Annotated in this window: 13 protein-coding genes and 1 pseudogene; 12 read left to right on the top strand and 2 right to left on the bottom strand. The window is 42.1% G+C overall.

All coding sequences use genetic code 11. The features are described from left to right. Positions 1 to 3: 3 nt before the first annotated feature. Together KFO40_RS07475 and KFO40_RS07470 are read right to left on the bottom strand one after the other, a co-directional pair. Entirely contained in the window at positions 4 to 387 is a 384-nt protein-coding gene (locus KFO40_RS07475) for a DUF3037 domain-containing protein (protein ID WP_151936147.1), read from the bottom strand. Continuing rightward, positions 365 to 1,147 carry a HipA family kinase gene (locus KFO40_RS07470; RefSeq protein ID WP_004308580.1) on the bottom strand — a complete coding sequence of 261 codons (783 nt, stop codon included), beginning with the start codon at positions 1,145 to 1,147 and terminating at the stop codon, positions 365 to 367. Before KFO40_RS07470 ends, KFO40_RS07475 begins: the two co-directional genes overlap by 23 nt. A gap of 164 nt (positions 1,148 to 1,311) precedes the next feature. Between KFO40_RS07470 and KFO40_RS07465 the strand changes: the two genes are divergently transcribed. The 12 genes and pseudogenes from KFO40_RS07465 to KFO40_RS07410 all read left to right on the top strand — a co-directional run bounded on the left by KFO40_RS07465 (position 1,312) and on the right by KFO40_RS07410 (position 22,791). After that, positions 1,312 to 3,246 carry a glycoside hydrolase family 127 protein gene (locus KFO40_RS07465; RefSeq protein WP_211146226.1) on the top strand — a complete coding sequence of 645 codons (1,935 nt, stop codon included), beginning with the start codon at positions 1,312 to 1,314 and terminating at the stop codon, positions 3,244 to 3,246. A gap of 15 nt (positions 3,247 to 3,261) precedes the next feature. Next, entirely contained in the window at positions 3,262 to 5,187 is a 1,926-nt protein-coding gene (locus KFO40_RS07460) for an alpha/beta fold hydrolase (RefSeq protein ID WP_211146225.1), read from the top strand. Positions 5,188 to 5,208: 21 nt separating this feature from the next. Further along, entirely contained in the window at positions 5,209 to 7,476 is a 2,268-nt protein-coding gene (locus KFO40_RS07455) for a heparinase II/III family protein (RefSeq protein WP_211146224.1), read from the top strand. A gap of 127 nt (positions 7,477 to 7,603) precedes the next feature. Further along, complete coding sequence (locus tag KFO40_RS07450; protein ID WP_004325499.1) at positions 7,604 to 10,381, top strand: two-component regulator propeller domain-containing protein; 2,778 nt, start codon at positions 7,604 to 7,606, stop codon at positions 10,379 to 10,381. 231 nt (positions 10,382 to 10,612) lie between these two features. Continuing rightward, positions 10,613 to 11,128 carry a sigma-70 family RNA polymerase sigma factor gene (locus KFO40_RS07445; RefSeq protein ID WP_004296983.1) on the top strand — a complete coding sequence of 172 codons (516 nt, stop codon included), beginning with the start codon at positions 10,613 to 10,615 and terminating at the stop codon, positions 11,126 to 11,128. A gap of 44 nt (positions 11,129 to 11,172) precedes the next feature. Beyond that, positions 11,173 to 14,382: a SusC/RagA family TonB-linked outer membrane protein gene (locus KFO40_RS07440; RefSeq protein ID WP_227236926.1), complete on the top strand. Its 3,210-nt coding sequence runs from the start codon at positions 11,173 to 11,175 to the stop codon at positions 14,380 to 14,382. Positions 14,383 to 14,409: 27 nt separating this feature from the next. Next, positions 14,410 to 16,131 (top strand): RagB/SusD family nutrient uptake outer membrane protein, encoded by a 1,722-nt coding sequence (locus KFO40_RS07435; protein ID WP_117809119.1) that lies wholly within the window; start codon positions 14,410 to 14,412, stop codon positions 16,129 to 16,131. Between the two features lie 34 nt (positions 16,132 to 16,165). Next, entirely contained in the window at positions 16,166 to 17,629 is a 1,464-nt protein-coding gene (locus tag KFO40_RS07430; protein WP_117809118.1) for an Ig-like domain-containing protein, read from the top strand. Positions 17,630 to 17,681: 52 nt separating this feature from the next. Continuing rightward, the gene (locus KFO40_RS07425) at positions 17,682 to 18,947 is read left to right on the top strand and encodes an alginate lyase family protein (protein WP_224440800.1); all 1,266 of its coding nucleotides are present in this window, start codon (positions 17,682 to 17,684) and stop codon (positions 18,945 to 18,947) included. Between the two features lie 93 nt (positions 18,948 to 19,040). Further along, positions 19,041 to 22,181 carry a glycoside hydrolase family 2 TIM barrel-domain containing protein gene (locus KFO40_RS07420; protein WP_117809117.1) on the top strand — a complete coding sequence of 1,047 codons (3,141 nt, stop codon included), beginning with the start codon at positions 19,041 to 19,043 and terminating at the stop codon, positions 22,179 to 22,181. 222 nt (positions 22,182 to 22,403) lie between these two features. Further along, positions 22,404 to 22,517: pseudogene (locus KFO40_RS07415) on the top strand (type II toxin-antitoxin system RelE/ParE family toxin); the annotation flags it as partial. Beyond that, a complete protein-coding gene (locus KFO40_RS07410; protein ID WP_004296976.1) occupies positions 22,489 to 22,791 on the top strand; it encodes a helix-turn-helix domain-containing protein in 303 nt (100 codons plus the stop codon). The pseudogene KFO40_RS07415 and the gene KFO40_RS07410, both read left to right, overlap by 29 nt. Positions 22,792 to 22,908: the final 117 nt, after the last annotated feature.

The raw sequence follows: 22,908 nt of genomic DNA, 5'->3' as shown, positions 1-22,908 counted from the left end.
GAATCAGAGTACTAATTCCTTGAACAATCTTTCCAAAGTCTTATCTAAATCAGTAGAAAATCCCGGATGTGGGCGAGATACTTGTATACAGGAACTTTTTACTGCAGTCAGCCAACGAAATCTGTCAGGAATATCCATATTGGCTATGGTTCCTCCCTCTTTATTTCCCATGCATATCTTGTCAAAGACCTGTAACCCTTCTTTCAGGCAATTAATATCCAGTTCGGAAGAAAACAGTTTTAGTTTGTTCTCATCTATCGTATAGAGGGATTTCAGGTATTTGGCTTGTTTGGAAAACAACACAATCCCCATATTGATAAACTCCTCCCGTTCTACTTTAGGAACGAAACGGATGACTGCGTATTCATATAAGTGCCTTTCTTGCATTTTGCGCTTCATTTACAAATGTTTCGGAATGTTTCATCCTTTCTTCTAAGAATCGAATATAAATGTCTCTCAAATCCTGTGGAGTTTCTGTGCCTTCTGTCCAGTTCAACCAGTCGTCGGGAATAGCATTGACTATCTCACGGATTTTATCAGAAGTCAATATCTGTCTGAATTCGATATCTACTTCTTCCAGTCTATCGGCAAACGGTAATAATACATGATCTTTTATCTGTACAAAAGGAACCAGTGCCTGTTTTTGCCAGTTAGTCCAGGAATGGTGGAAATAAAGGGACGCCCCATGATCTATCAGCCATAGTTCTTTGTGCCATATCAACATATTGGTATTTTTAATGGTACGGTCTACGTTAGTCAGCAAGGCATCCAGCCATACTACTTGCGAAGCCGTTTTTCCATCTACTTGATGTACTATCGGATCAAAAGTCAACGAACCGGAAAGGAAATGCAATCCCATATTCAGTCCTCGACTCCATTGAAGTAAATCCTGTATCTCTTCGTCTGCTTCTGTTCTTCCGAAGGCCTCGTCCAGATTCAGAAAAACTATTTCGGGGACTCTGAAACCTAGTGCACGGGCTATCTCCCCACCAATCAGTTCGGCAATCAGCGCTTTTGTTCCGTGTCCTGCCCCTCTGAATTTGACTACATACTTAAATTCATCGTCAGCTTCGGCTAGAGCAGGCAATGAGCCTCCCTCACGCAGAGGAAGAATATATCTTGTAACATTTGCCGTACGTAAATCCATGTAGCTCCTTTCTTTAATTTGGGGAATAAAGATAGGACGTTTTAGATGAATTTTATAAGAAAGTGGGCTTTAAATTAAAGAATTGTAGCTTAATTAAATAATTTTGTGGCTTTGAGTGTTTAAGGCACCTTGTTCGTATCTTATAGATAAAAGATAGAAATAATATGAATAAGAAAGTTTTAGTTACGGTAATCTTGTTTGGTTCATTGACAGTATCGGGTATAGTGTCAGCTCAATCTGTATATCCCGGACAACATCAGGGAAAGTTGAAAAAGGAAACAGTCGCTCCCCTTCAGGCGGAAAGTTTTGATTTGAAAGATGTTCGCCTGTTGCCAAGTCGTTTCCGTGATAATATGCTTCGGGATTCTGCCTGGATGACGTCAATAGATGTGAATCGTCTGCTACATAGCTTCCGTACCAATGCCGGTGTGTTTGCCGGACGTGAGGGCGGATATATGACAGTGAAGAAACTGGGTGGTTGGGAATCTTTGGATTGCGAACTTCGCGGACATACTACCGGACACATGCTCTCGGCACTTGGTTTGATGTACGCAGCTACCGGCAGTGAGATATTCAAACTGAAAGGCGATAGCTTGGTTAACGGATTGGAAGAAGTGCAGAATGCACTGAAAAACGGGTATTTGAGTGCCTGGCCCGAAGAACTGATAAACCGGAATATTCAGGGAAAAGGTGTATGGGCTCCCTGGTATACTCTGCACAAACTTTTCTCCGGGCTGATAGATCAATATCTGTATGCGGATAATAAGAAAGCATTGACTATCGTCACCCGAATGGGTGATTGGGCATACAATAAATTGAAACCCCTTAGTGAAGAAACACGTAAACTTATGATCCGCAATGAATTTGGCGGTATCAATGAGTCATTCTATAATTTATACTCAATAACGGGAGATGAACGTTATCGCTGGCTGGCGGAATATTTCTACCACAATGACGTAATCGACCCATTGAAAGAACTTCGTGATGACTTGGGAACGAAGCATACCAATACTTTCATCCCGAAAGTGATAGCCGAAGCCCGCAACTACGAGTTAACCCGCAACGAGACAAGCAGGAAACTATCGGAATTCTTCTGGCACACCATGATTGACCATCATACTTTTGCTCCGGGATGTAGCAGTGACAAAGAACACTACTTTGATCCGAGGAAGTTATCCCAACATCTGACCGGCTATACCGGAGAAACTTGTTGTACCTATAATATGCTCAAACTTAGCCGCCATCTTTTCTGCTGGACGGGCGATTCATCTATTGCGGATTATTACGAAAGGGCATTGTATAATCACATCTTGGGACAACAAGACCCTGAAACAGGTATGGTAGCTTATTTTCTGCCTTTGCTTTCCGGGTCTCATAAACTGTATAGCACAAAAGAGAACTCTTTTTGGTGTTGTGTCGGTAGCGGATTTGAGAATCATGCAAAGTTTGGAGAAGCCATCTACTACCATAACAATCAGGGAATATATGTAAATCTATTTATCCCTTCACAGGTAACCTGGAAAGAAAAAGGACTGACAATCCGTCAGGAAACGGAATTCCCACAGGAAGAAACAACACGTTTTACTCTTCAGGCAGAAAATCCTGTCCGCACGACTATTTATCTGCGCTATCCTTCGTGGAGCAAGGATGTAAAAGTTTCGGTGAATGGTAAGAAAATATCTGTAAAACAGAAATTTGGTTCTTATATTGCCATTACCCGTGAATGGAAAGATGGCGATCAAATCTCGGCTACTTATCCGATGCAAATCAAACTGGAAACTACTCCGGATAACCCGGATAAGGCAGCCCTGTTATATGGCCCGTTGGTATTGGCGGGAGAACGGGGAACTGAAGGTATGCAAGCCCCTGCTCCTTTCTCAAATCCTGCTCTTTATAATGATTATTATACCTATAATTTTCATGTCCCAGCACATTTGCGTACCTCTTTGAAACTAGATAAGAAACACCCTGAACGTGCTTTGCAACGTGTAGGAAGTGATTTGAAGTTTACGACAGAACAAGGAGATGTGATTCGTCCGCTATACGATTTGCATCGCCAGCGCTATGTCGTATATTGGGATTTACAATCAGAAGAATAGATAGTAAACAACGAAATGAATAATCGTTTATTAATTGCCGCTTTTGTAAGTATCTGCTTTTTGTCCGGTTCTTGCAAAATATCATCCGGTCAGGGAAGTCGGTATGACTTCTCTTCTTTGGATTCTGTTATCCAAGGATGGGTAGACAAGGGATATTACCCCGGAGCATCCATTTGTGTAGTGAAGAATGATACCGTCATTTTTCAGAAGAACTATCGGGATTATACACCCGATACAAAAGTATATGTCGCTTCTGCCGGAAAATGGGTAGCGGCTGCTGTCATAGGCGCGGTGGTAGACCGTACTGATTTGGGATGGGATGATCCGGTAGAAAAATGGTTGCCGGAATTTAAAGACGATGCTAAAGGTAAGATTCTTCTCCGGCAATTATTATCCCATACATCAGGAGTACGTCCATATCTTCCCGAGCCCCGTGTAGATAACTATAATCATTTGGATTCGGCAGTCACTGAAATTCTCCCTTTGGATACAGTCTTTACTCCCGGCACTCGTTTTGAATATGGTGGACTTGCCATGCAAATTGCCGGAAGAATGGCAGAAGTGGCGATGGGAGAGGAGTTTGAGACTCTTTTTCAAGAACTGCTGGCGCAACCTTTGGAAATGAAAAACTCTCATTTTACCCCAATCAACACGGACGGCGGACATGCACCTATGTTAGGGGGCGGACTGTGTACTACAATGAATGATTATCTTCACTTCTTGTCCATGATTTATCACGATGGAATGTATGATGGCAAGCAAATTATATCAGCAGAAACTGTGAAAGAAATGCAGGCCGACCAAGTGAAAGGCGCCATAACCCCTTCGAATAACTCGGATAATTATGTAGCGAAAGGACTGGGACAATCCCACAATGGAATCTATGGATTGGGAGAATGGCGTGAACTGATAGACAAAAAGACAGGCGAAGCTTATCAGATCAGTTCACCGGGATGGGCTGGTGCTTACCCATGGATAAATAAGCGTGATAAAGTTTACGGATTCTTTATCTCCCATGTAACAGGTTCTTTCGCTAAAGAAGACGGTTTCTCTTCTTTCTTTGGCAGCCCTGTCATTTCACGGACTGTTTCAGAAATACTGAAAGGCAAGCCATTGGTTGTCAAACAAGGGCGTATCAATGTAGGAAACGGCTCTCTATACTATGAAGAAGCCGGTCAGGGTGAACCGATAATTTTTGTTCACGGTCATTCGCTCGACCATCGTATGTGGGATGAACAATTTTCTGTGTTTGCGAAAAAGTATCATGTCATTCGCTATGATTTAAGAGGATACGGCATTTCTTCTTCCCAAACAGAAGATTATCAATTTATGCATGTTGAAGATCTGGTTACTTTAATGGACTCTTTGCACATCAAGAAAGCGCATATTGTCGGGCTTTCTTTGGGCGGGTTCATTACTGCTGATATGTTGGCGTATTTCCCAGACCGGATGTTATCGGCTTTTTTAGCCAGTGGAAACATCCGGAAATCGAAGGGTCCCAGTGAGCCGATGACTAAAGAAGAAGCAAAGGTGCGTGATGAAGAAATAGCTGCCCTGAAACAGAAAGGAGTGGAAGTGATGAAGAAAGAGTGGTTTGAAGGATTAATGAAATCCGGTGGAAGTCAACGTGAGCGGATGCGTGCTCCTTTGTGGCAGATGATTGACGAATGGGATGCATGGCAACCGCTGCACAAAGAAGTACGGGTAGTAGCAGGGCTGGATGCTATTGAAGAATTGAAGAAGAGTCATCCTGCTGTACCTGCTTTAATTGTAGAAGGTCATTCTTCTGATAACAAATTTTCAAAAAATCCTCCCATATTGGAATATCTACCTAATGGAAAGCTGAAAATCATAGAGGATTGCGGGCACATGATGAATATGGAGCGACCGGAGGAATTCAATACAGCTTTAGAAGAATTTTTAATCAATATTGAACAGTAAAATGAAAAAGCAATAAGTATCATGAAACAAATAGTTCTATGCCTGATCGGAATATTATTAGCATCGTTTGTATCTGCACAAAAGATAAATCATCCTTCACTTTTGTATACCCCTCAACGTATTCAGCAGGTAAAACAACGTATGCAGAATGAACCGAAATTGCGGGAAGCCTGGGAGGATATTCAGAAAACCGCCGATGAAGCCTTACAAAAGAAAGATTTCAATCGGTTGGATTATTTGTCGTTGGCCTATCTGATGACGGATAATAAAGAGTATGCAAATATAATCAAAGAGATTCTTTTGAAAGCTGTGGAAGCCGAATCCTGGGGAGATATGGAAATGATGGCACGTATTCCAGTCTGGCGTTCGCAACTGGGCATGGCACATAAGAGCTTCCTTTCTGCCATAGGATATGATGCGGCTTATAACATAATGTCTTCTTCGGAAAGAAAAAAGATTGCCGAAGGCTTGAAACGATTGGCTGTAGAGCCTGCCTTGGGCGACTGGCTGTTGGAACCTGCCCGAATCCATTCTTTGAACTCTATGGGACACAACTGGTGGACTTCCTGCGTATGCCAGGGTGGAATATTAGCATTAAGCCTACAGAATGAACTTCCCGAAGTAAAAGATTGGGTGGAGCAACTTCATGAATCACTTCCCGAATGGTTTGACTTTGCCGGCGATGCCTTGCAACAGAAAGCAAAGAGTTTTGATGAGGCCGGAGGAATGTATGAAAGTTTGAATTATGCAAACTTTGGTATTCAGGAAGCCCTATTGTTTCGAATCGCTTGGATAAACACTCATCCGGGACAAAATCCCGGCAATATACCCCAATTGGCAAAACTTCCGAACTACTTTTCTCAAGTATGCTATCCTCGTACAGGTATGCTGTATAGTTTGAATTTTGGTGATAGTCATAAGAATGTATCAGCAGAATCCAGTATGATGTTATTGTATGCATTGGGACTGAAAGACCCGACTATTCTGTGGTATATAACCCAAGTAGAGCAAGGACAGCATCGCGATGGATTTTTCCTGAATCGTCCGATGGGCTTTCTCTATACCCCTGATTTGAGTAAAGCTCCCGTAACTCCCGATTTGAAAACCTCACAGCTATTCTCGGATTTCGGTTGGGCCACCATGCGTACTTCTTGGGAAAAAGATGCTACGATGCTTGCTGTGAAAAGCGGTCATACGTGGAATCATTCCCATGCGGATGCCAATTCCTTTATTGTTTTTCATAAAGGCGTCGATATTATCAAGGATGGAGGAAACTGCTGGTATCCCAATCCTGCCTATCGCAACTATTTTTTTCAAAGCCAGGCACATAATGTAGTCCTGTTCAACGGGGAGGGGCAACCTCGTGAACAACAGTATAGCGGCTCTACTTTGCGAGGAAATCTTTATCATCTCTTGGATGCGGGTAATGTGAAATATGTTTTGGCCAATGGAACAGGTCCTGTCTCTAATAATTTCAGCCGTAACTTCCGTCATTTCCTGTGGATGGATAATGTGATTTATATGATCGATGATTTGAAGACACATAAGGTAGGGCAGTTCGAATGGTTATGGCATACTAATGGAACTTATGAGAAATCGGGCATTGACGTGAATGTGACAAACGGAAATTCTTCAGTAGTCATCCGTCCTTTATATCCCCGCATGCTGGCTAAGTCCGATTTTGTGCACGACTATCCCGAAGATTTATATTGGGAAGAAATAGAAGCTCCTACGGAAGATCTGAAAGGAACCGAAAAATATTATTCATTCCATTTACCAGCCGAGGTGAACCGTGTGAAAGGACTGACAGCTATTATTCTGAAAGACGCTCCCGATGAAAAAGACCTGCCTCAAATGGAAAGACGTGAAGGGCAGGACTGGATAGGGCTTCGTATCCGTCATAAAGGTAAAATTACCGATTTATATATCAACCAACTGGCGGACGGAAGATTAATGCACAGTAATTCATGGATTATGCCCGACGGCTGGATGACAGATGCTTATATGTTTGCAGTTTCTTACCCAGAAGGTACTGAAGCAAAGAACGCTAAGGACTTCTTTATTGCTTATGGAAGTGCATTGAGACGGGGTAATGAAACTTACTTTTCATCATTGGCTAAGCTGTTCGTTATTCAGAAAGCAGAAGATAAGAAACTTGATCTTTGGATAGACGGACAGCCGGAGATAAATACCACCTTTAGAAGCACAAAGAAGCCTGTGTCTGTAGAAGTGAATGATAAGAAAATCCCGGTAGTTTATCAGAAATCACAGATAAAGGTGAAACTGTAAATTATGTATATCCAGGATAGATTTTATCTTTTTAAAGAGAGTAAGTTCCTTGTTTTTTGTGCAAACCTATATAAAATCTGAGATATTTTATGTAGGTTTGCATTGTTTCATTAAATATGAATCCTCTATGCATAATCTAATACGACATATAGTAAAGGCTTTGACTACTCTTTGTCTGCTACTCATAAATATACCTATTTATCCGATTTCTTACTCTTTCCGCAGCATTTCCGAAACAGACGGACTTTCCGACCTGATGGTCAGTTCTTTTTATAAAGATTCATTAGGCTATATTTGGATTGGCACGGCAAGTTCTGTTGAACGTTTTGACGGAGTCCATTTGAAACATTATCCCATATTAGGGAATAATGAAAAACTAAAATGGGTGAATGTAATAACAGAGACGACTGGTAATAGGATATGGATAGGGAATGATATGGGATTGTGGACGGTTCATAAGGAAACAGAAAAACTGGAACCCTTTAGTCCGGAGACTATTAATTGTGGTGTTCGTGCCCTTTTACCAACTCGGGATGGAGGATTGTATATAGGTAGTGAAAAAGGATTATTTATCTATCGAAATAATCAATTGGAGCGACTGGCAGTAAGTTCCGACATCTTATCGGCAGAAAATTTCATCGTTGCATTGAATTTGGATGAAAATGGAGCTTTATGGATTCTTACCAAAGGTGGATTACATTCCATGAATATTTCAAACCGGAAAATAACCTCTTATCCATACAAGCAGGGATTCTCCTATAGAAATATGACACGTATCGGCAAAAAGCTTTATTTAGGAACAATGGATCATGGGTTGCTATGTTTTGATATCTCGACGGGTGAATTTAAAGAAAATATTATTGACTTGGGTTGTAATGTTATCATGTCTCTCTCCAGTGATGAAAAGAATTTGTTGTATATAGGCACTGATGGAAACGGGGTACATTTTGTTTCTGCGAATAATATGAAGATTGTTCGTTCCTTTTGTTACGAATCGGGAAATAAACAGGCGATCCGTTCCAATTCTGTCTATGCATTATTGGTTGATAGGGAAGGAGTGATTTGGATTGGTTTTTATCAGTTAGGCTTGGATTATACACTATATCAGAGCGGGTTATTTTCTACCTATGCCTATCTTCCTTATTTCGACTCAAAAGAGATGCCTGTTCGTGCAATAGCTGTTTCGAAAGACGAGAAACTGATAGGTTCGCGCAATGGACTTTTCTATATAGATGAAAAGAAACAGCGGTTTAAAAGTTTTAAGGTTCCCGAATTACGTTCCAATATGATTTTGTGTATTTATGCTTTTGAAGGAAAGTATTACATAGGTACTTATGGTGGCGGTATATATATCCTCAATCCTTCCACGTTGACTTTATCTGATTTTGAAACAGCAGACTTAAAATCAACTCCATTCCTGAAAGGACATGTGTTTTGCATAAAATCGGATGATGAAGGAAGTTTGTGGATGGCGACGTCTATGGGACTTTACTGTTATAGAGATGGAAAGCAAATCCGGCATTATACTACTGAAAATTCGAAATTACCGGGAGAGAATGTCTATGATATATGTTTTGATTCCACTCGTAAAGGATGGATTTGTACAGAGAACGGTTTATGCATTTGGGATCCATCAACCAATAGTTTGAAGTCGGATATGTTTCCTGAAGGGTTTATTCATAAAGATAAAATCCGGACAGTATACGAAGATTCTAATCATGAGCTTTATTTCCTTCCGGATAAAGGTGCAATTTTTATATCTGATTTGTCGATGAATCATTTTCGGAGAATGCAGTCGGGCACTCCTTTGGATGGAAAGGATGCAATGTTTATTATAGAAGATCATGAAGGTTGGTTGTGGATTGGTACTAATTTGGGCTTATATCGTTATGATAAGAAAGGTAATTTTATTCCCTATAATTTCGTAGATGGCTTGCCCAGTTCTATATTTATTACTTGTTTCCCTGTGATAGATGAAGAGGGTACGATGTGGTTCGGCAATTCGAAAGGTATGATTTATCTGACCTCGGAACAAAATGGCAGAAAAGCAAAATGGCATTATCCGGTTGCTATTACCGATGTATTAGTGAATGGAAAGCAATCGGTTTATGCTAAGATGAGTAGAGAAAATAACGTGTATAAAATAAAATTGGAAGCAGATCAGCGTAATTTGACAATCCGTTTCTCTGGGTTCACTTATTCGGAGCCTGCATATATGTCTTATAAATGTAAGATGGAAGGAATAGATAGCGACTGGCAATTATTGAGTGGACAATCTGAAATAACGTATTATGACTTATTATCCGGCAATTATCAGTTTAGAATTCATCGGGTGGATGATCCGGAGTCGGAAATTTGCCTGATGGTGACTATTGCTCCTCGTTTCAATGCTGTTATGTGGAGTGTGACTGTTTTAGTGATATTGATAATAACCTTGGCTTATATATATTATCGCCGGAGAATGAAACGAAACAACCTAATTCAGTCGAAGGAAAAACAGCAACCGGTAATAGAAGAAAAATATAGAAAGAGTAATGTGACTGAAGAAGAATGTAGGCGCTTGGCTGGCGAACTGGAACTTCTGATGCAAAGGGATCGACTATATGTTAATCCCAATCTGAAAATAGCAGACTTGGCTGCAATATTGAATGTTTCCACTTATACATTATCCTATTTATTCAATCAATATTTGGATAAAAACTATTATGACTATTTGAATGACTATCGCATAGAGGAGTTTAAGCGTTTGGTTGATAAAGATGAATATTCTAAATATACGTTGACAGCTTTAGCCGAACTATGTGGTTTTAGTTCGCGTACTTCCTTCTTTCGTTATTTTAAAAAGGTTATTGGAATTACTCCGAATGAATATATTCGAAGTATCGGAAAGACCAATGAAGAATAATATACTTATGTACCTTTCATTTTAAACTTTAGATTGATAAATACCTCTTTAGAGTCTCAAATAATAAATTGAGACTCTATGAAATTGAGAGTTAACTGTCTGATAATTAGAATGTGTGTTGATCGCTTGCTCTCCGCCAATAGGACGGAATTTATCTCTTTCTTTTTGAATATCCGTTTTCATATTTACCTTCTATATTTGCCAACGTAATGATAAACAAAAATCTAAGCAATGGAAAATATAGATATGTCATCCGTACAGTTGATTACTGATTCTTATCAGAATTATCATCGTTCCGTTTACTTGTATATCTTATATAAGATAGGAAAAGATGAAGACGCGAAAGATCTGGCTCAAGATGTATTTTTACGTTTGATGGATTATAAGCAAATGTTGCGACCGGAAACAATAAAGTACTTTATTTTCTCTATTTGCCGGAATTTGGTTATTGATTATTTGCGTCGTCATTATAAAATGCAGGAAATTACATCCTATTTTTTAGATCAGCTTCCTACCTTTATTAATGAGGTAGAGAGCCAGATAATCGCTAATGATTTATCTGTGTGTGAGCAGAAGAGAGTTCTCCGGCTGCCTGCGCAACGAAGAAAGATTTATGTAATGAGTCGCTTCAAGCATATATCGTCAGCGGATATTTCCGCTTGTCTCGGATTATCTGTCCGTACTGTAGAAAATCATTTGTTTATCAGTCGGAAAGAAATCCGTGAATATATCCAACAGTGTATCTAATATTAGAATAAATAGTATAAATGTTAGTTTTAAATTTTATGTATATGAAAAAAAGTCTCTTCAGATTTTCATCGAGAAGGATTCTATTCTCCACGGTGATAGCCTCTGCTCTTATAGCAGGTGGCTCGCAGGCTGTCTTTGCAGATGCCGGGGAAGTGCAAGTCGTATTGCAGACTGGTACAATTAAAGGTAAAATCGTGGATTCCAATGGCGAGCCCGTTATCGGTGCTAATGTTATGGTAAAAGGCACCACCAATGGCTGTATGACTGACATTGACGGAAACTTCTCATTGAAAGATGCCAAAGGAACTTTGGTTATCTCATATATCGGTTACAAAACGGAAGAAGTTCAAGTGAAAGGCCATGAAACCAGTTTGAAGATTGTATTGAAAGAAGACTCTGAACTACTCCTGGAAGTTGTAGTGGTGGGATACGGCAGTATGAAGAAAGAGTCGTTGACAGGCTCGGTAACAGTGGTCGACCAAAAACTTTTTAAAGACAAAGGTACGGTATCCAATCCGCTTTCGGCCATGCAAGGTCAGGTGCCGGGTTTACGCATCACCCGCTCGTCGGCTGCTCCCGGTGAAGAGGGATGGGGTGTCTCAATCCGTGGTTCTGTATCGAAGAACAAGGTAGAACCTCTCTTGATTATTGACGGTGTACCTGCCAGTGGTGTGAGTGAGATAGCTCAACTCAATGCCGATGACATCGAAACCATTAACTTCCTGAAAGATGCTTCGGCTGCCATTTATGGTGCAAAAGCGGCAGGTGGTGTGATTTTGGTAACTACCAAACGTCCCGATGCCGGCAGAACCAAGGTGGAATATAGTGGTTCGGTTACACGTAAAATTGTGGGTTTGCAGCCCCGCATGATGAGTATGGACGAATGGACGGATGGTGTGCTCCAAGCCCGCTTGAATGACGGCTATGGCGAAGACGACAACTGGGTGCGCTATGCCCGTTTGGCTAAAGCGATGAAGGGGAGTTGGATTAATCTGCATGGTGGAAATAATCCCGATGAAGATCCCATTCCGGGAGGATTCCGCGGTGTGGCCGACTTTGTGTTTCATGATATGAACTGGACTGATGTGCTGTGGGGGAACGCTACTTCTACCCAACATAACCTCAGCATAAGCGGAGGTTCGGAGAAATCGACCTACCGGCTCTCGCTTGGTTATTTGAATGACCAAGGGACGCTGCAATGGGGGAACAACTCGAACGAACGCTATAACGTACGTTTATTCAACAGCTTCAAGATAAACGACCGTATCAGCTTGGAAAGCAATATGTCAGCCAGTCGTCAGCATCAGGTGGCTCCTACACAGATTGGTAGTATATTAGGCAGTAGCATACCGCAGCCAGGGTTACCGGTTTCGACCATCGATGGCAAACCGTATGCGTGGGGAGGCATTCATACTCCCAACTGGTCGGCCGAGTTGGGAGGTGACAACAAACTTGTAGTGACCACTATGAATGTGAACGAGATTTTGAAAGTGAACATATTGGATGGCCTTGATTTTCAAGGTACTTTGGGGTACTCAACGAACAATGCGGCCCGTGACGAACAGTATCTTTCAATTGATTGGTATCAATACGATGGCACACCGATTCAAAACGAGAACTCTCCCTATCCTGCAAAAGAAAAATCATCGTATACTAAAAGCTCTGCACGTACCGATAATTACACGGCATCAGCTTTTCTCACTTATAAGAAATTATTTGATGAGGCTCACGACATATCGCTTATGGGAGGTGTGCAATATGACTATGCCGCTTACGATTATAGCGGTACCAAAGCAATGGACGTGGAAGCGGCAATCGAATCGCTTAACGGTAAAGGACAAATCTACATAGACAAGGTAGACCGTTGGGAGGAAGCTATTCTCTCTTATTTCGGTCGCTTGAATTACAACTATAAGTCAAGATATATGGTAGAAGTGAATGCTCGCTACGACGGCTCTTCGAAATTCTTGCCCAAGAATCGCTGGAACTTCTTCTGGGGCGCATCAGCCGGATGGCGTATCACTGAAGAGAAATTCATGGAGAACTTGCGTGACTATGTGAATGAACTGAAACTACGTGCCTCATATGGTGAGGTAGGTAACCAAAATGGTATCGGACGCTATGACGGCATCCAACTTTACAACTACAAATCGAACAGCGGTGCTTTGTTGGGCAACTCGAAAGGAACCTATGTGGAATCTGCCGGACTGGTGAGCACTGTGCGTACTTGGGAACGTATTTACAACTATAACTTGGGTATTGACTTCGGATTCTTCAACAATCGCCTTACGGGTACGTTCGAGATCTTTAAAAAGAAAAACGATAATATGTTGGTTTCGCGTCTGCATCCCGGTGTTCTGGGCGGAACTGCTCCCAGTACGAATAGTGGTAAGTTTGAAGCCAATGGTTACGATGTTAGTTTGACTTGGCATGATAAGATAGGCAGTTTCAACTACCATGTTGGCGGTACGTTAACCTATATGACCAATAAACTCGTTGATGGAGGTAACATCGTGGTGAGCGCAGGTTATAACGAAGCTGTGAATGGCTATCCGCTCAATTCGGTATTTGGCTACCGCTATGTGGGCAAGGTACAAAACCAAGACCAACTGGACTATTACGTGGACAAATATGTGGGCAGCAACTCTATCGCCCTGCCTGCCAACTTGCGTTTGGGCGACCACATGTATGAAGATGTGAACAAAGACGATAAACTGACACAAGATGACCTTGTATTTCTCGGTTCCGACGACCCCAAATATTCGTTCTCGTTTAATTTCGGATGCGAGTGGAAAGGATTCGATTTCAATACCGTATTCCAAGGTGTGGGCAAGCGTACCATCTATCGTGAAATCGACTCTTGGAAAGTGCCTTTCAAGGCTATTTGGCTGAACACTACCAACCAGTCGGTGGGTAATGTATGGAGTCCTGAAACTCCCAATAACCATTTTCCTACTTATTCAAACAGTAATGGCATCAATAATTACAACTACATTCCCTCTACCTGGTCAGCCGATAACGGAGCTTACCTGCGTCTCAAAGAGATTGTACTTGGTTACACATTGCCAAAGGCATGGATGAATAAGAGCGGTTTCATCAGCAACTTGCGTATTTATGTATCGGGCGCCGATTTATGGGAAAAATCGTATATCACCGATGGTTGGGATCCCGAAGCCACCCGTAAGGTGGAAAACAAGCAACGCTATCCGTTTAACCGCACCGTGACTTTCGGTGTGAATGCCACATTCTAATTTTTATTCTTAATATTGAAGATAACAATGAAAAAAATAGTATATATTTTAGGAATTATTTGCGCCATGATCATGCAGTCGTGTTTAGACCTTGAGCCCAAGACGCAATTGGCGGATACCAACTATTGGAAGTCGCCCGAACACTTCAAACTTTTTGCCACCCAGTTCTATGGCTGGTCGGCCGACTTTCGATGGCTCGACGACAGTCAGCACGCCGATATTCGCTCGGATTTGTTTGCCGGCAGCACGGTGAACATCTATAGTAACGGAACGAACAGCATTCCGTCATCCGACAAGCATTATGCCGACAATTACAATCGTATTCGCCAAGTCAACACCTTGTTGCAACAGGCTGATGCGTATGAACAACAAGCCGACATTGCCATTTCAGTGGGGGAAGCCCGTTTCTTCCGTGCTTATTGTTACTTCGAGTTATTGCAGGCTTACGGTGACCTTATCATAGCCCGCACGCCGCTCGACATCGACTCGCCTGAGATGCAGAAGGCTCGCAATCCGCGTACCGAGGTGGCTGACTTCATCATTGACGACTTGAAAGAAGCCGCTAAACTATTGCCCGTTGATAAGGCTATCAGCAGCAGCGATGAAGGTCGCCTTTCCAGCGAAGCCGCTTTGGCGTTTCTTTCGCGTGTAGCCCTTTACGAAGGTACATGGGAGAAATTTCATAATGGCGGTCAAAATACCGAACGTACAAAAGATTTGCTCAATACCGCAGCACAGGCGGCTCATGATGTAATGGCGGGCGGAGCATTCGAGCTTTTTGCTCCTCAAGAATTGGGAACGGAAGCCTACAAGTATCTCTTTATCTTGGAGAATGAAAAGTCAAACCCTGCCAATATCAATAAAACAGGTAATAAAGAGTATATCTTTACCCGCCGCCACGACCCTGTTATCAATTCTATTGGTTTCAACATTACACAAGGGCGTTTGGGCAATGCCTTGTACGTTACTCGCAAAATGGCTAATATGTATCTGCAAAGCAATGGGTTACCCATCAATCCCCAAACGTGGAATTACACGAAAGTGGATGATGAATATAAAAATCGCGACAACCGCATGAACAATCAGCTTATGGTGCCCGGACAGACTTATTGGGGTACAAATGGCGGACGCATTGATTGGAGCGGCGATGCTGCCGAAATAGCCAATGCCTCGCATAGGAACTTCATGCCTCAAACCGGTACGGGCTACTTTCCCCACAAGTGGTGCAGCGAACGTGACGGAGTGCCCACCGGTATGGAAGCTTACGACTTCCCCGTCATCCGCTATGCCGAGGTGCTGCTGAACTATGCCGAAGCTGTGTTTGAACGCGATGGACAAATATCAGATGAAGACTTGGCTATCAGCTTGAACTTGACACGTAAACGCATTAACCCCGAAATGCCTGACTTGACTAACGACTTTGTCACGGCAAATAATTTGGATATGCGCACAGAGATTCGTCGTGAGCGTACCATCGAGTTTTTCGATGAGAATTTCCGCATTGATGATCTGAAGCGTTGGAAGACGGCCGAAGACGAAATGCCGATGAATCTCACCGGTGTGAAGTGGAAAGATACTGATTTTGAAAGCAGATGGCCCGATGCTTCTTTTAAAGACAAAGATGGTGAAGGCTGCATTATTCACGAAAAAGGACGCAACTGGCACGAAAAGCATTACTTGTTGCCGCTGCCCACTGACCAACTCAAGCTGAACTCCAACTTGAAACAAAATCCGGGTTGGAACCAATAATCCATTCATTATTCATTTATAAAGTAATCGAATTATGACATACAAAAACATACTTCAAAAGGGTGCATTTGCAACACTGTTGGCGGGTGCCTTGGTGGTGACCGTTTCGTGCAACGATGACGATGTATCCCCCGTTTTAGAAGAGAGAGTGCTCGTTAAGGAAATCAACCTTGAGGTGACTCCCGAACTGCCTCTGCTGATAGGCACTGATACTTTGATAAAATATACCGTAGGCCCGGATGAGGCTTTCAACAAAGAGGTGGTATGGAAATCGACTGTGCCCGATGTGGCTACCGTAGATGCCGAAGGACGCATCACTGCAGTGAAGGCCGGTAATACGGTCATTTCGGCCAAACCGGTTGTAGGCTATTCTGCCACTTCGACCATCAATGTGAAGGTGGTAAACGAAATCATTCACATCACTGATATCAGTCTTACTAATGAAGAGCTTGAAGTGTTTGTTACCTCGACTCTGCCGCTCATTTGGCAGACTACTCCGGTCGTTCCCACTTACCCCGGAGTGATTTGGAAAAGCCTTACTCCCGATAAAGCCACCGTCAATGAAAAAGGCGAGGTGAAAGGTGTGGCCGAAGGAACGGCACGCATACAAGTCACCGCTACTGACGACAAACATTTCACAAAAGTGTTTGAGATTAAGGTGAAGCCTATTATTTATATCGAAAGTATGGAATTCGTGAAGGATACCGATAAGCTGGCTTTAGGCGAAACCTATACTCCGCAGATGAATGTAACGCCGGCAGACGCTACGCTGTCGTACATCGCATGGGAAAGCAGCAAGCCCGATGTTGTAGAGATTGACGAAAAAGGCCGGTTTGTGGCGAAGGCTTACGGCAATGCCGTGATTACTGCTTTGGCAGACTATGGCGACGGTAAACCTATCAAAGCTACGATGAGTATCAATGTGAGTGAGGGATTGATGAACGACCAATTTACCATTGAGAACATCTGGCAACCATTCGGCAATTTCAATCATCGAGAATTTGAATGGATGGAGAACGATGGAGTACTTCGCATATTACCCGGTGACGATAAGGCTTACAAGGCTGTGCGCATTTGTCGTACCGGAGGATTTGGGTTCAACGTAACCAACTATCCCATCTTGGCCTTTAAAGTGAAATTCCCCGAAAATGTGTTCGAAGCATCAACAAGCATAGAGTGGTATCTCGACATTTGGGGTGGAAGCGGCATTACCGTAGCCGGTAAATATGGCGAAGATACCGATAAAGGAAAAAACGCCATGACTGTGGCAGATTGTGGCGAATACAAAGTATTCTACGCCGACTTTACGAAGAAATTCCTCGGCAAGAATCAACAGTATATGCCTACTGCATTGACGAAGTACGACACGGTGGAACTTCAATTTTGGAAAATATGGTATGAAGCCAGCGAAACTGGCAGTATCTATGTGGATTGGGTGAAGACCTTCGAATCGGAACAGGAACTGAAAGATTTGATTAAAGCTGAAAAAGCCGAATAATGGTAGCCGACTTCTCAGAAACTGATTGAATAACAAAATGAATATTGAATATATGAAAAATTTGATTTATACCTTCGTGGGCAGCATGGCACTTGTGTTGCTGACCGGCTGTAGTGCTGAGTTCGAGAACGGAACTCCCGAACCATGGCAACGCGAAATCAACCCCAATGAAAATTATGAGTACACCATCAAGCACCCTTGTCTGGTGAACACCGAAGCCGATTTTGAACGTGCACGCCGTAAAGTGAATGAAGGCGCCGAACCTTGGATTAGTGGTTGGCAAAAATTGTGCGACAGCCGATTTGCCCAACTGAATTATAACTCAAATCCGCAAGAAGAAATTGTGCGCCACTCAAAAGGCGGAAACTTCAATACGGCTGCTTTTGATGCCGGTGCCGCTTATCAGTTGGCTTTACGCTGGAAAATTTCGGGAGATGAAGATTATGCGAAAGCGGCTATTAAAATTCTGAACGGATGGGCTAAAACTTGTAAAGGGGTGAACTATAAAACGTGGCCTGACGACAGCCATCGCCTGCTTGCTGCCGGATTTATCGGTTACCAGTTTGCTGCTCCCGCTGAACTGATGCGCGACTACGAAGGCTGGAAAACCGAGGATTTCGAAATCTTCAAGAAATGGATAGATAAAACTTTCTATCCTATCTGCGACGATTTCTTAGATAACCACTTTAACTCTTCAGCCATTGCAGGTTGGATGAGTTGGGATCTGCCCGCCATGCTCACCATTCTTTCTATCGGCGTGCTGAATGATGACGATGCTAAGATTAAACAAGCCCTGGAGTTTTTCTACCACGGAAAAGGTATGGGCTGTATCGAGTGGTCGGTGAGAGGTATGCACGAAGACCCGGAAGGAAAAGTGAAAGGCAGACATTTGGCACAGAGCCAGGAGATGGGACGCGACCAGGGGCACGCCACTCTCAATGTCGGTTTGCACGCTTACTTCTGCCGTACGGCTTATAACATGGGTATCGACCTTTTTGCCTACAACGACAACATTGTTCTCGACCTCTGCGAATATACGGCTAAGTATAACTTGACTTCGGCTGAAGATGTAGAAATGCCTTTCGAACCTTACTATCACCCCAAATATGGTTGGCACGAGAAGGTGTCGGCCGAGGCTAAGGGGCGTGCCCGTCCGGGATGGGAACTCCTCTACAATCATTATGCCAAGGTGAAAGGTATGAATGCACCCTATTCTCAAGCCTTTGCCGAAAAGGAACGCCCCGAAGGATATGGTGAGCGTGGAACTGCTGAAGCCGGCGATTTGGGATTTGGGACATTATTATATACTGAAGAATAACTTTTGAGTTTTCCGGCTGATTTCAAGGAGTTAAGAGGTTAGACTTCTTAACTCCTTGATACTACTCTGTGAAACCTTCACAACTCTTTCCTTATGATAAATAGATTATTTCCTACCTTATTATTCTTTATCTGCTTCTTTTATAGTTTGCCTCAAACGGCAAAGGCGCAAAACAACGAGTGGGAAAATCCCGCCAAATATGAGTGGAACAAAGAGAGGCCACATGCTGACTTTCGTCTCTACGAACAGGCAGAGGATGCAGTGAACGACAAACCCCGAAAATCGTCTTGGCAACATTCGTTGAATGGTGTGTGGAAGTTTATCTATGCCCCTACTATAGCAGCGAGCATAAAAGATTTTTATCGGATAGATTTACCCGACAGTAATTGGGATACAATAACAGTTCCTTCTAACTGGGAAATCCAAGGATTCGGTGAACCGATAATCCGCAACATTCAGTATGTATTTTCATCCAATCCACCTTATATTGACGTAGACAATCCTGTGGGTACCTATCGGCGCACATTTACGGTTCCTCGAAACTGGCAGGAGCGCGAAGTATTTCTGCACTTCGGCTCCATTAGCGGCTATGCCCGCATTTATGTGAACGGGCAGCAAGTCGGAATGACCAAAGCTTCCAAAACACCGGCTGAATTTAATGTGACGAACTATCTGAAAGAAGGAGAAAATTTACTGGCAGTACAGATTTATCGCTGGCATGATGGCAGCTATATGGAAGACCAGGATTTTTGGCGACTGACCGGGATTGAACGTGATGTATTCTTGCAAGCTTACCCTAAACTGACTATTTGGGATTTTTTCTTAAAATCAAGTTTGGATAGTACATATAAGAATGGTATATTCAATGCTACCGTAGATTTGCGTGAATTTACAGGTAATAATGTAAAAAAAGGAACACTCAAACTGGAATTATTGGATAAAACCGGCAAAATAGTTTTGTCACAACAAAAGAAATTTGACATAGAAGATGAGTTTACCCAATTAGCTTTTTCGGGCGTCATTAAGAATGTATCCAAATGGAATGCTGAAAAGCCATCTCTTTATGATTGTGTCATCACACTTTGGGATGATAAAAACAAGCAGCTTGCAGTTACTGCCTGTAAGACCGGTTTCAGAAAGATAGAAATAAAGAATGCTCGATTATTGGTGAATGGTGTTCCGACTTATATAAAAGGCGTGAACCGTCATGAGCATAATGACAGCTTGGGGCACGTCCAAACTCGCGAATTTATGATGAATGACCTGAAATTGATAAAACAACTGAATATGAATGCTGTTCGTACCAGTCATTATCCCAATCATCCGTTGTTTTATAAATTATGTGACCAATATGGCATTTACATTATAGATGAAGCCAATATTGAAACCCACGGAATGGGCTCAGTTCCTTATTTCAAAGATACCATTCCGCATCCTGCTTATCGTTCCGAATGGTATGCGGCTCATGTAGACCGTATCACCCGTATGGTGGAAAGAGATAAAAATCATCCGTGCGTCATAGGCTGGTCGTTAGGGAATGAATGTGGTAATGGAATCGTATTCCATGATGAATATAAACGTCTGAAAGAATATGACCCAAGTCGTTTTGTGCAATTCGAACAGGCTTGGGAGGACTGGAATACAGATATTGTATGTCCGATGTATCCCAATATGTGGAAAATAACGGAATATGCCAAGTCCGGTAAACAGCGCCCCTTTATCATGTGTGAGTATGCCCATGCCCAGGGGAATAGTAATGGTAACTTCAAAGACCTTTGGGATGTTATTTATGACAGTCCAAATTTGCAAGGTGGTTTTATTTGGGACTTTATGGATCAAGGGTTTAAAATGAAGACAGAACCGGGAGACGGACGCATCTACTGGACGTACAATGGAAAAATGGGAAGTTATAAATGGCTGGAAGATAGGAAAGGGGAATTAAATACAGGAACCGACGGCTTAATTTCTGCTAATGGCATTCCCAAACCACAAGCGTATGAAGTAAAGAAAGTCTATCAGTACATTCAGTTTAACGCGAAAGATTTGAGTAAAGGGATTGTTTCAATCAGGAATCGTTATGATTTTACCAATCTGAATGAATATGCTTTTACTTGGGAAGTATATAAGAACGGAGAGAAATTCTCTACAGGAAATTTCAATGTTGAATTAAAACCTCATGCGGAAAAAGAGGTACGATTGAATCTTCCAGTCATTCCGGAAGATGGAAATGAATATTTTCTCAACCTCTATGCCTATACAAAGGTTGCTACCGATTTAATTCCTGTACATTATGAAGTGGCTAAGGAACAGATAAAGCTAAATAGAGGCAGTTTCTTTGCTTCTCTTTCGGCTTGTTCGGGTAAGTTGTCTTATGAAACGAAAGACAATGTTTTATCTTTTCAGTCGGATGCCGTCTCCGGTAAGATTGATTTGAAAAAAGGAGTGCTGTTTAATTATAGCATAAACGGCAAACAACCCATTAAGCAATATCCGGAACCGGCTTTTTGGCGTGCTCCGGTTGATAATGATTTCGGGAATAAAATGCCCTGGTTGGCAGGTGTCTGGCGGACAGCGCATGTGAACCGTTATGTGAAGAACGTGGTTATAGAGGAAAAGAACGAAAAAGGATTGTCCATAAAAATTGATTGGATATTAAGTGACATTCAAGTTCCTTACACGATAGAATATTTGATACGTAATAATGCATCTATTATTGTGACAGGAAGTATTGACTTGACAGGAACGAGACTTCCTGAACTTCCTCGCTTCGGTATGCGGATGGAATTGCAACAACCCTATGAAAATCTGACTTATTATGGTAGGGGACCTTTTGAAAACTACATCGACCGTTATTCAAGCTCGTTCATCGGGCGATATGAGGATAAAGTCGACAATCAGTTCTATTGGTATATACGTCCACAGGAAACCGGAAATAAAACGGATGTTCGTTGGCTGGCTTTATTGAATAGTGAAGGAGAGGGAGTGAAGATTACAGGTCTGCAACCTATCGCATTTTCCGCTCTGCATTTCTCACCGGAAGACCTTGACCCCGGTTTGACCCGCAAATTGCAGCATACCATTGATATTGTTCCGCAAAAGAATATTTTCCTGCATGTTGATTTGAAGCAACGCGGATTAGGCGGTGATAATAGTTGGGGGATGTATCCACACAATAAATATCGTTTGCTTGATAAAAAATATGTTTATAGCTATATGATTGAATTGATAGACTGATAAATAATTAGAATAGCATAGAGATAATGGAAATGTGATTGATAAGTATTGCGCTATGGGTTCTCCACATTCTCCTAATCGGGAAGAGACAGAACTACTGAAACGGGAAGGATGGAGTACGGCAAAAGAAATGATTATAGTCTTTTTTACTGTTAAAATCTAACGCCAGGTTGCATAATTGTACAACTTGGCGTATATTTGTAATATGAAACGTAAGATTATGTCTTATTCAATGGCTTTCAGAAAAAGAGTCAGAAGACACCATCAGGAGAGATAGAAAAGGCGTTAAAAATAAAGGAGGCTTATTATGGAGACAAACAATCATCAAATCGTTGATTACAGTGCTGTGTTAGAAGCACAGTATGGAGCACTGGGCACTCCTGAACGTGCGAAGTTTGACGAAGAAGCTTATGCTTTTTATACGAGTCAAATACTTTTGGATGCGCGAAAGAATGCCAGATTGACGCAGGAAGAGCTTGCAAAACGTATCGGTGCCAACAAATCATACATCTCACGCATTGAGAAAGGCATTACAGTTCCGAGTGTTGCTACTTTCTATCGTATCATAAATGCTTTAGGATTAACGATTGAGCTTAAACCTGCTTTATGATTTAGGTTATTTTGCAATAATAAAAAGTCCCATTCCATTTATTTGGTTCGGGACTTTTGTTTTTATTTGGATTGTATTGAGTAAATTATTTACCCCCTTCGTATTTAGTTATGTACA

This window comes from Bacteroides sp. 1001302B_160321_D4 (assembly GCF_015667765.1).
Lineage (GTDB): Bacteria > Bacteroidota > Bacteroidia > Bacteroidales > Bacteroidaceae > Bacteroides > Bacteroides xylanisolvens.
This window is presented reverse-complemented; position numbering and strand designations above follow the sequence as displayed.

Coding starts and splice junctions, on each gene's coding strand:
- KFO40_RS07475 (WP_151936147.1), bottom strand. CDS start 387: ATGCAAGAAAGGCACTTATATGAATACGCAGTCATCCGTTTCGTTCCT.
- KFO40_RS07470 (WP_004308580.1), bottom strand. CDS start 1,147: ATGGATTTACGTACGGCAAATGTTACAAGATATATTCTTCCTCTGCGT.
- KFO40_RS07465 (WP_211146226.1), top strand. CDS start 1,312: ATGAATAAGAAAGTTTTAGTTACGGTAATCTTGTTTGGTTCATTGACA.
- KFO40_RS07460 (WP_211146225.1), top strand. CDS start 3,262: ATGAATAATCGTTTATTAATTGCCGCTTTTGTAAGTATCTGCTTTTTG.
- KFO40_RS07455 (WP_211146224.1), top strand. CDS start 5,209: ATGAAACAAATAGTTCTATGCCTGATCGGAATATTATTAGCATCGTTT.
- KFO40_RS07450 (WP_004325499.1), top strand. CDS start 7,604: ATGCATAATCTAATACGACATATAGTAAAGGCTTTGACTACTCTTTGT.
- KFO40_RS07445 (WP_004296983.1), top strand. CDS start 10,613: ATGGAAAATATAGATATGTCATCCGTACAGTTGATTACTGATTCTTAT.
- KFO40_RS07440 (WP_227236926.1), top strand. CDS start 11,173: ATGAAAAAAAGTCTCTTCAGATTTTCATCGAGAAGGATTCTATTCTCC.
- KFO40_RS07435 (WP_117809119.1), top strand. CDS start 14,410: ATGAAAAAAATAGTATATATTTTAGGAATTATTTGCGCCATGATCATG.
- KFO40_RS07430 (WP_117809118.1), top strand. CDS start 16,166: ATGACATACAAAAACATACTTCAAAAGGGTGCATTTGCAACACTGTTG.
- KFO40_RS07425 (WP_224440800.1), top strand. CDS start 17,682: ATGAAAAATTTGATTTATACCTTCGTGGGCAGCATGGCACTTGTGTTG.
- KFO40_RS07420 (WP_117809117.1), top strand. CDS start 19,041: ATGATAAATAGATTATTTCCTACCTTATTATTCTTTATCTGCTTCTTT.
- KFO40_RS07410 (WP_004296976.1), top strand. CDS start 22,489: ATGGAGACAAACAATCATCAAATCGTTGATTACAGTGCTGTGTTAGAA.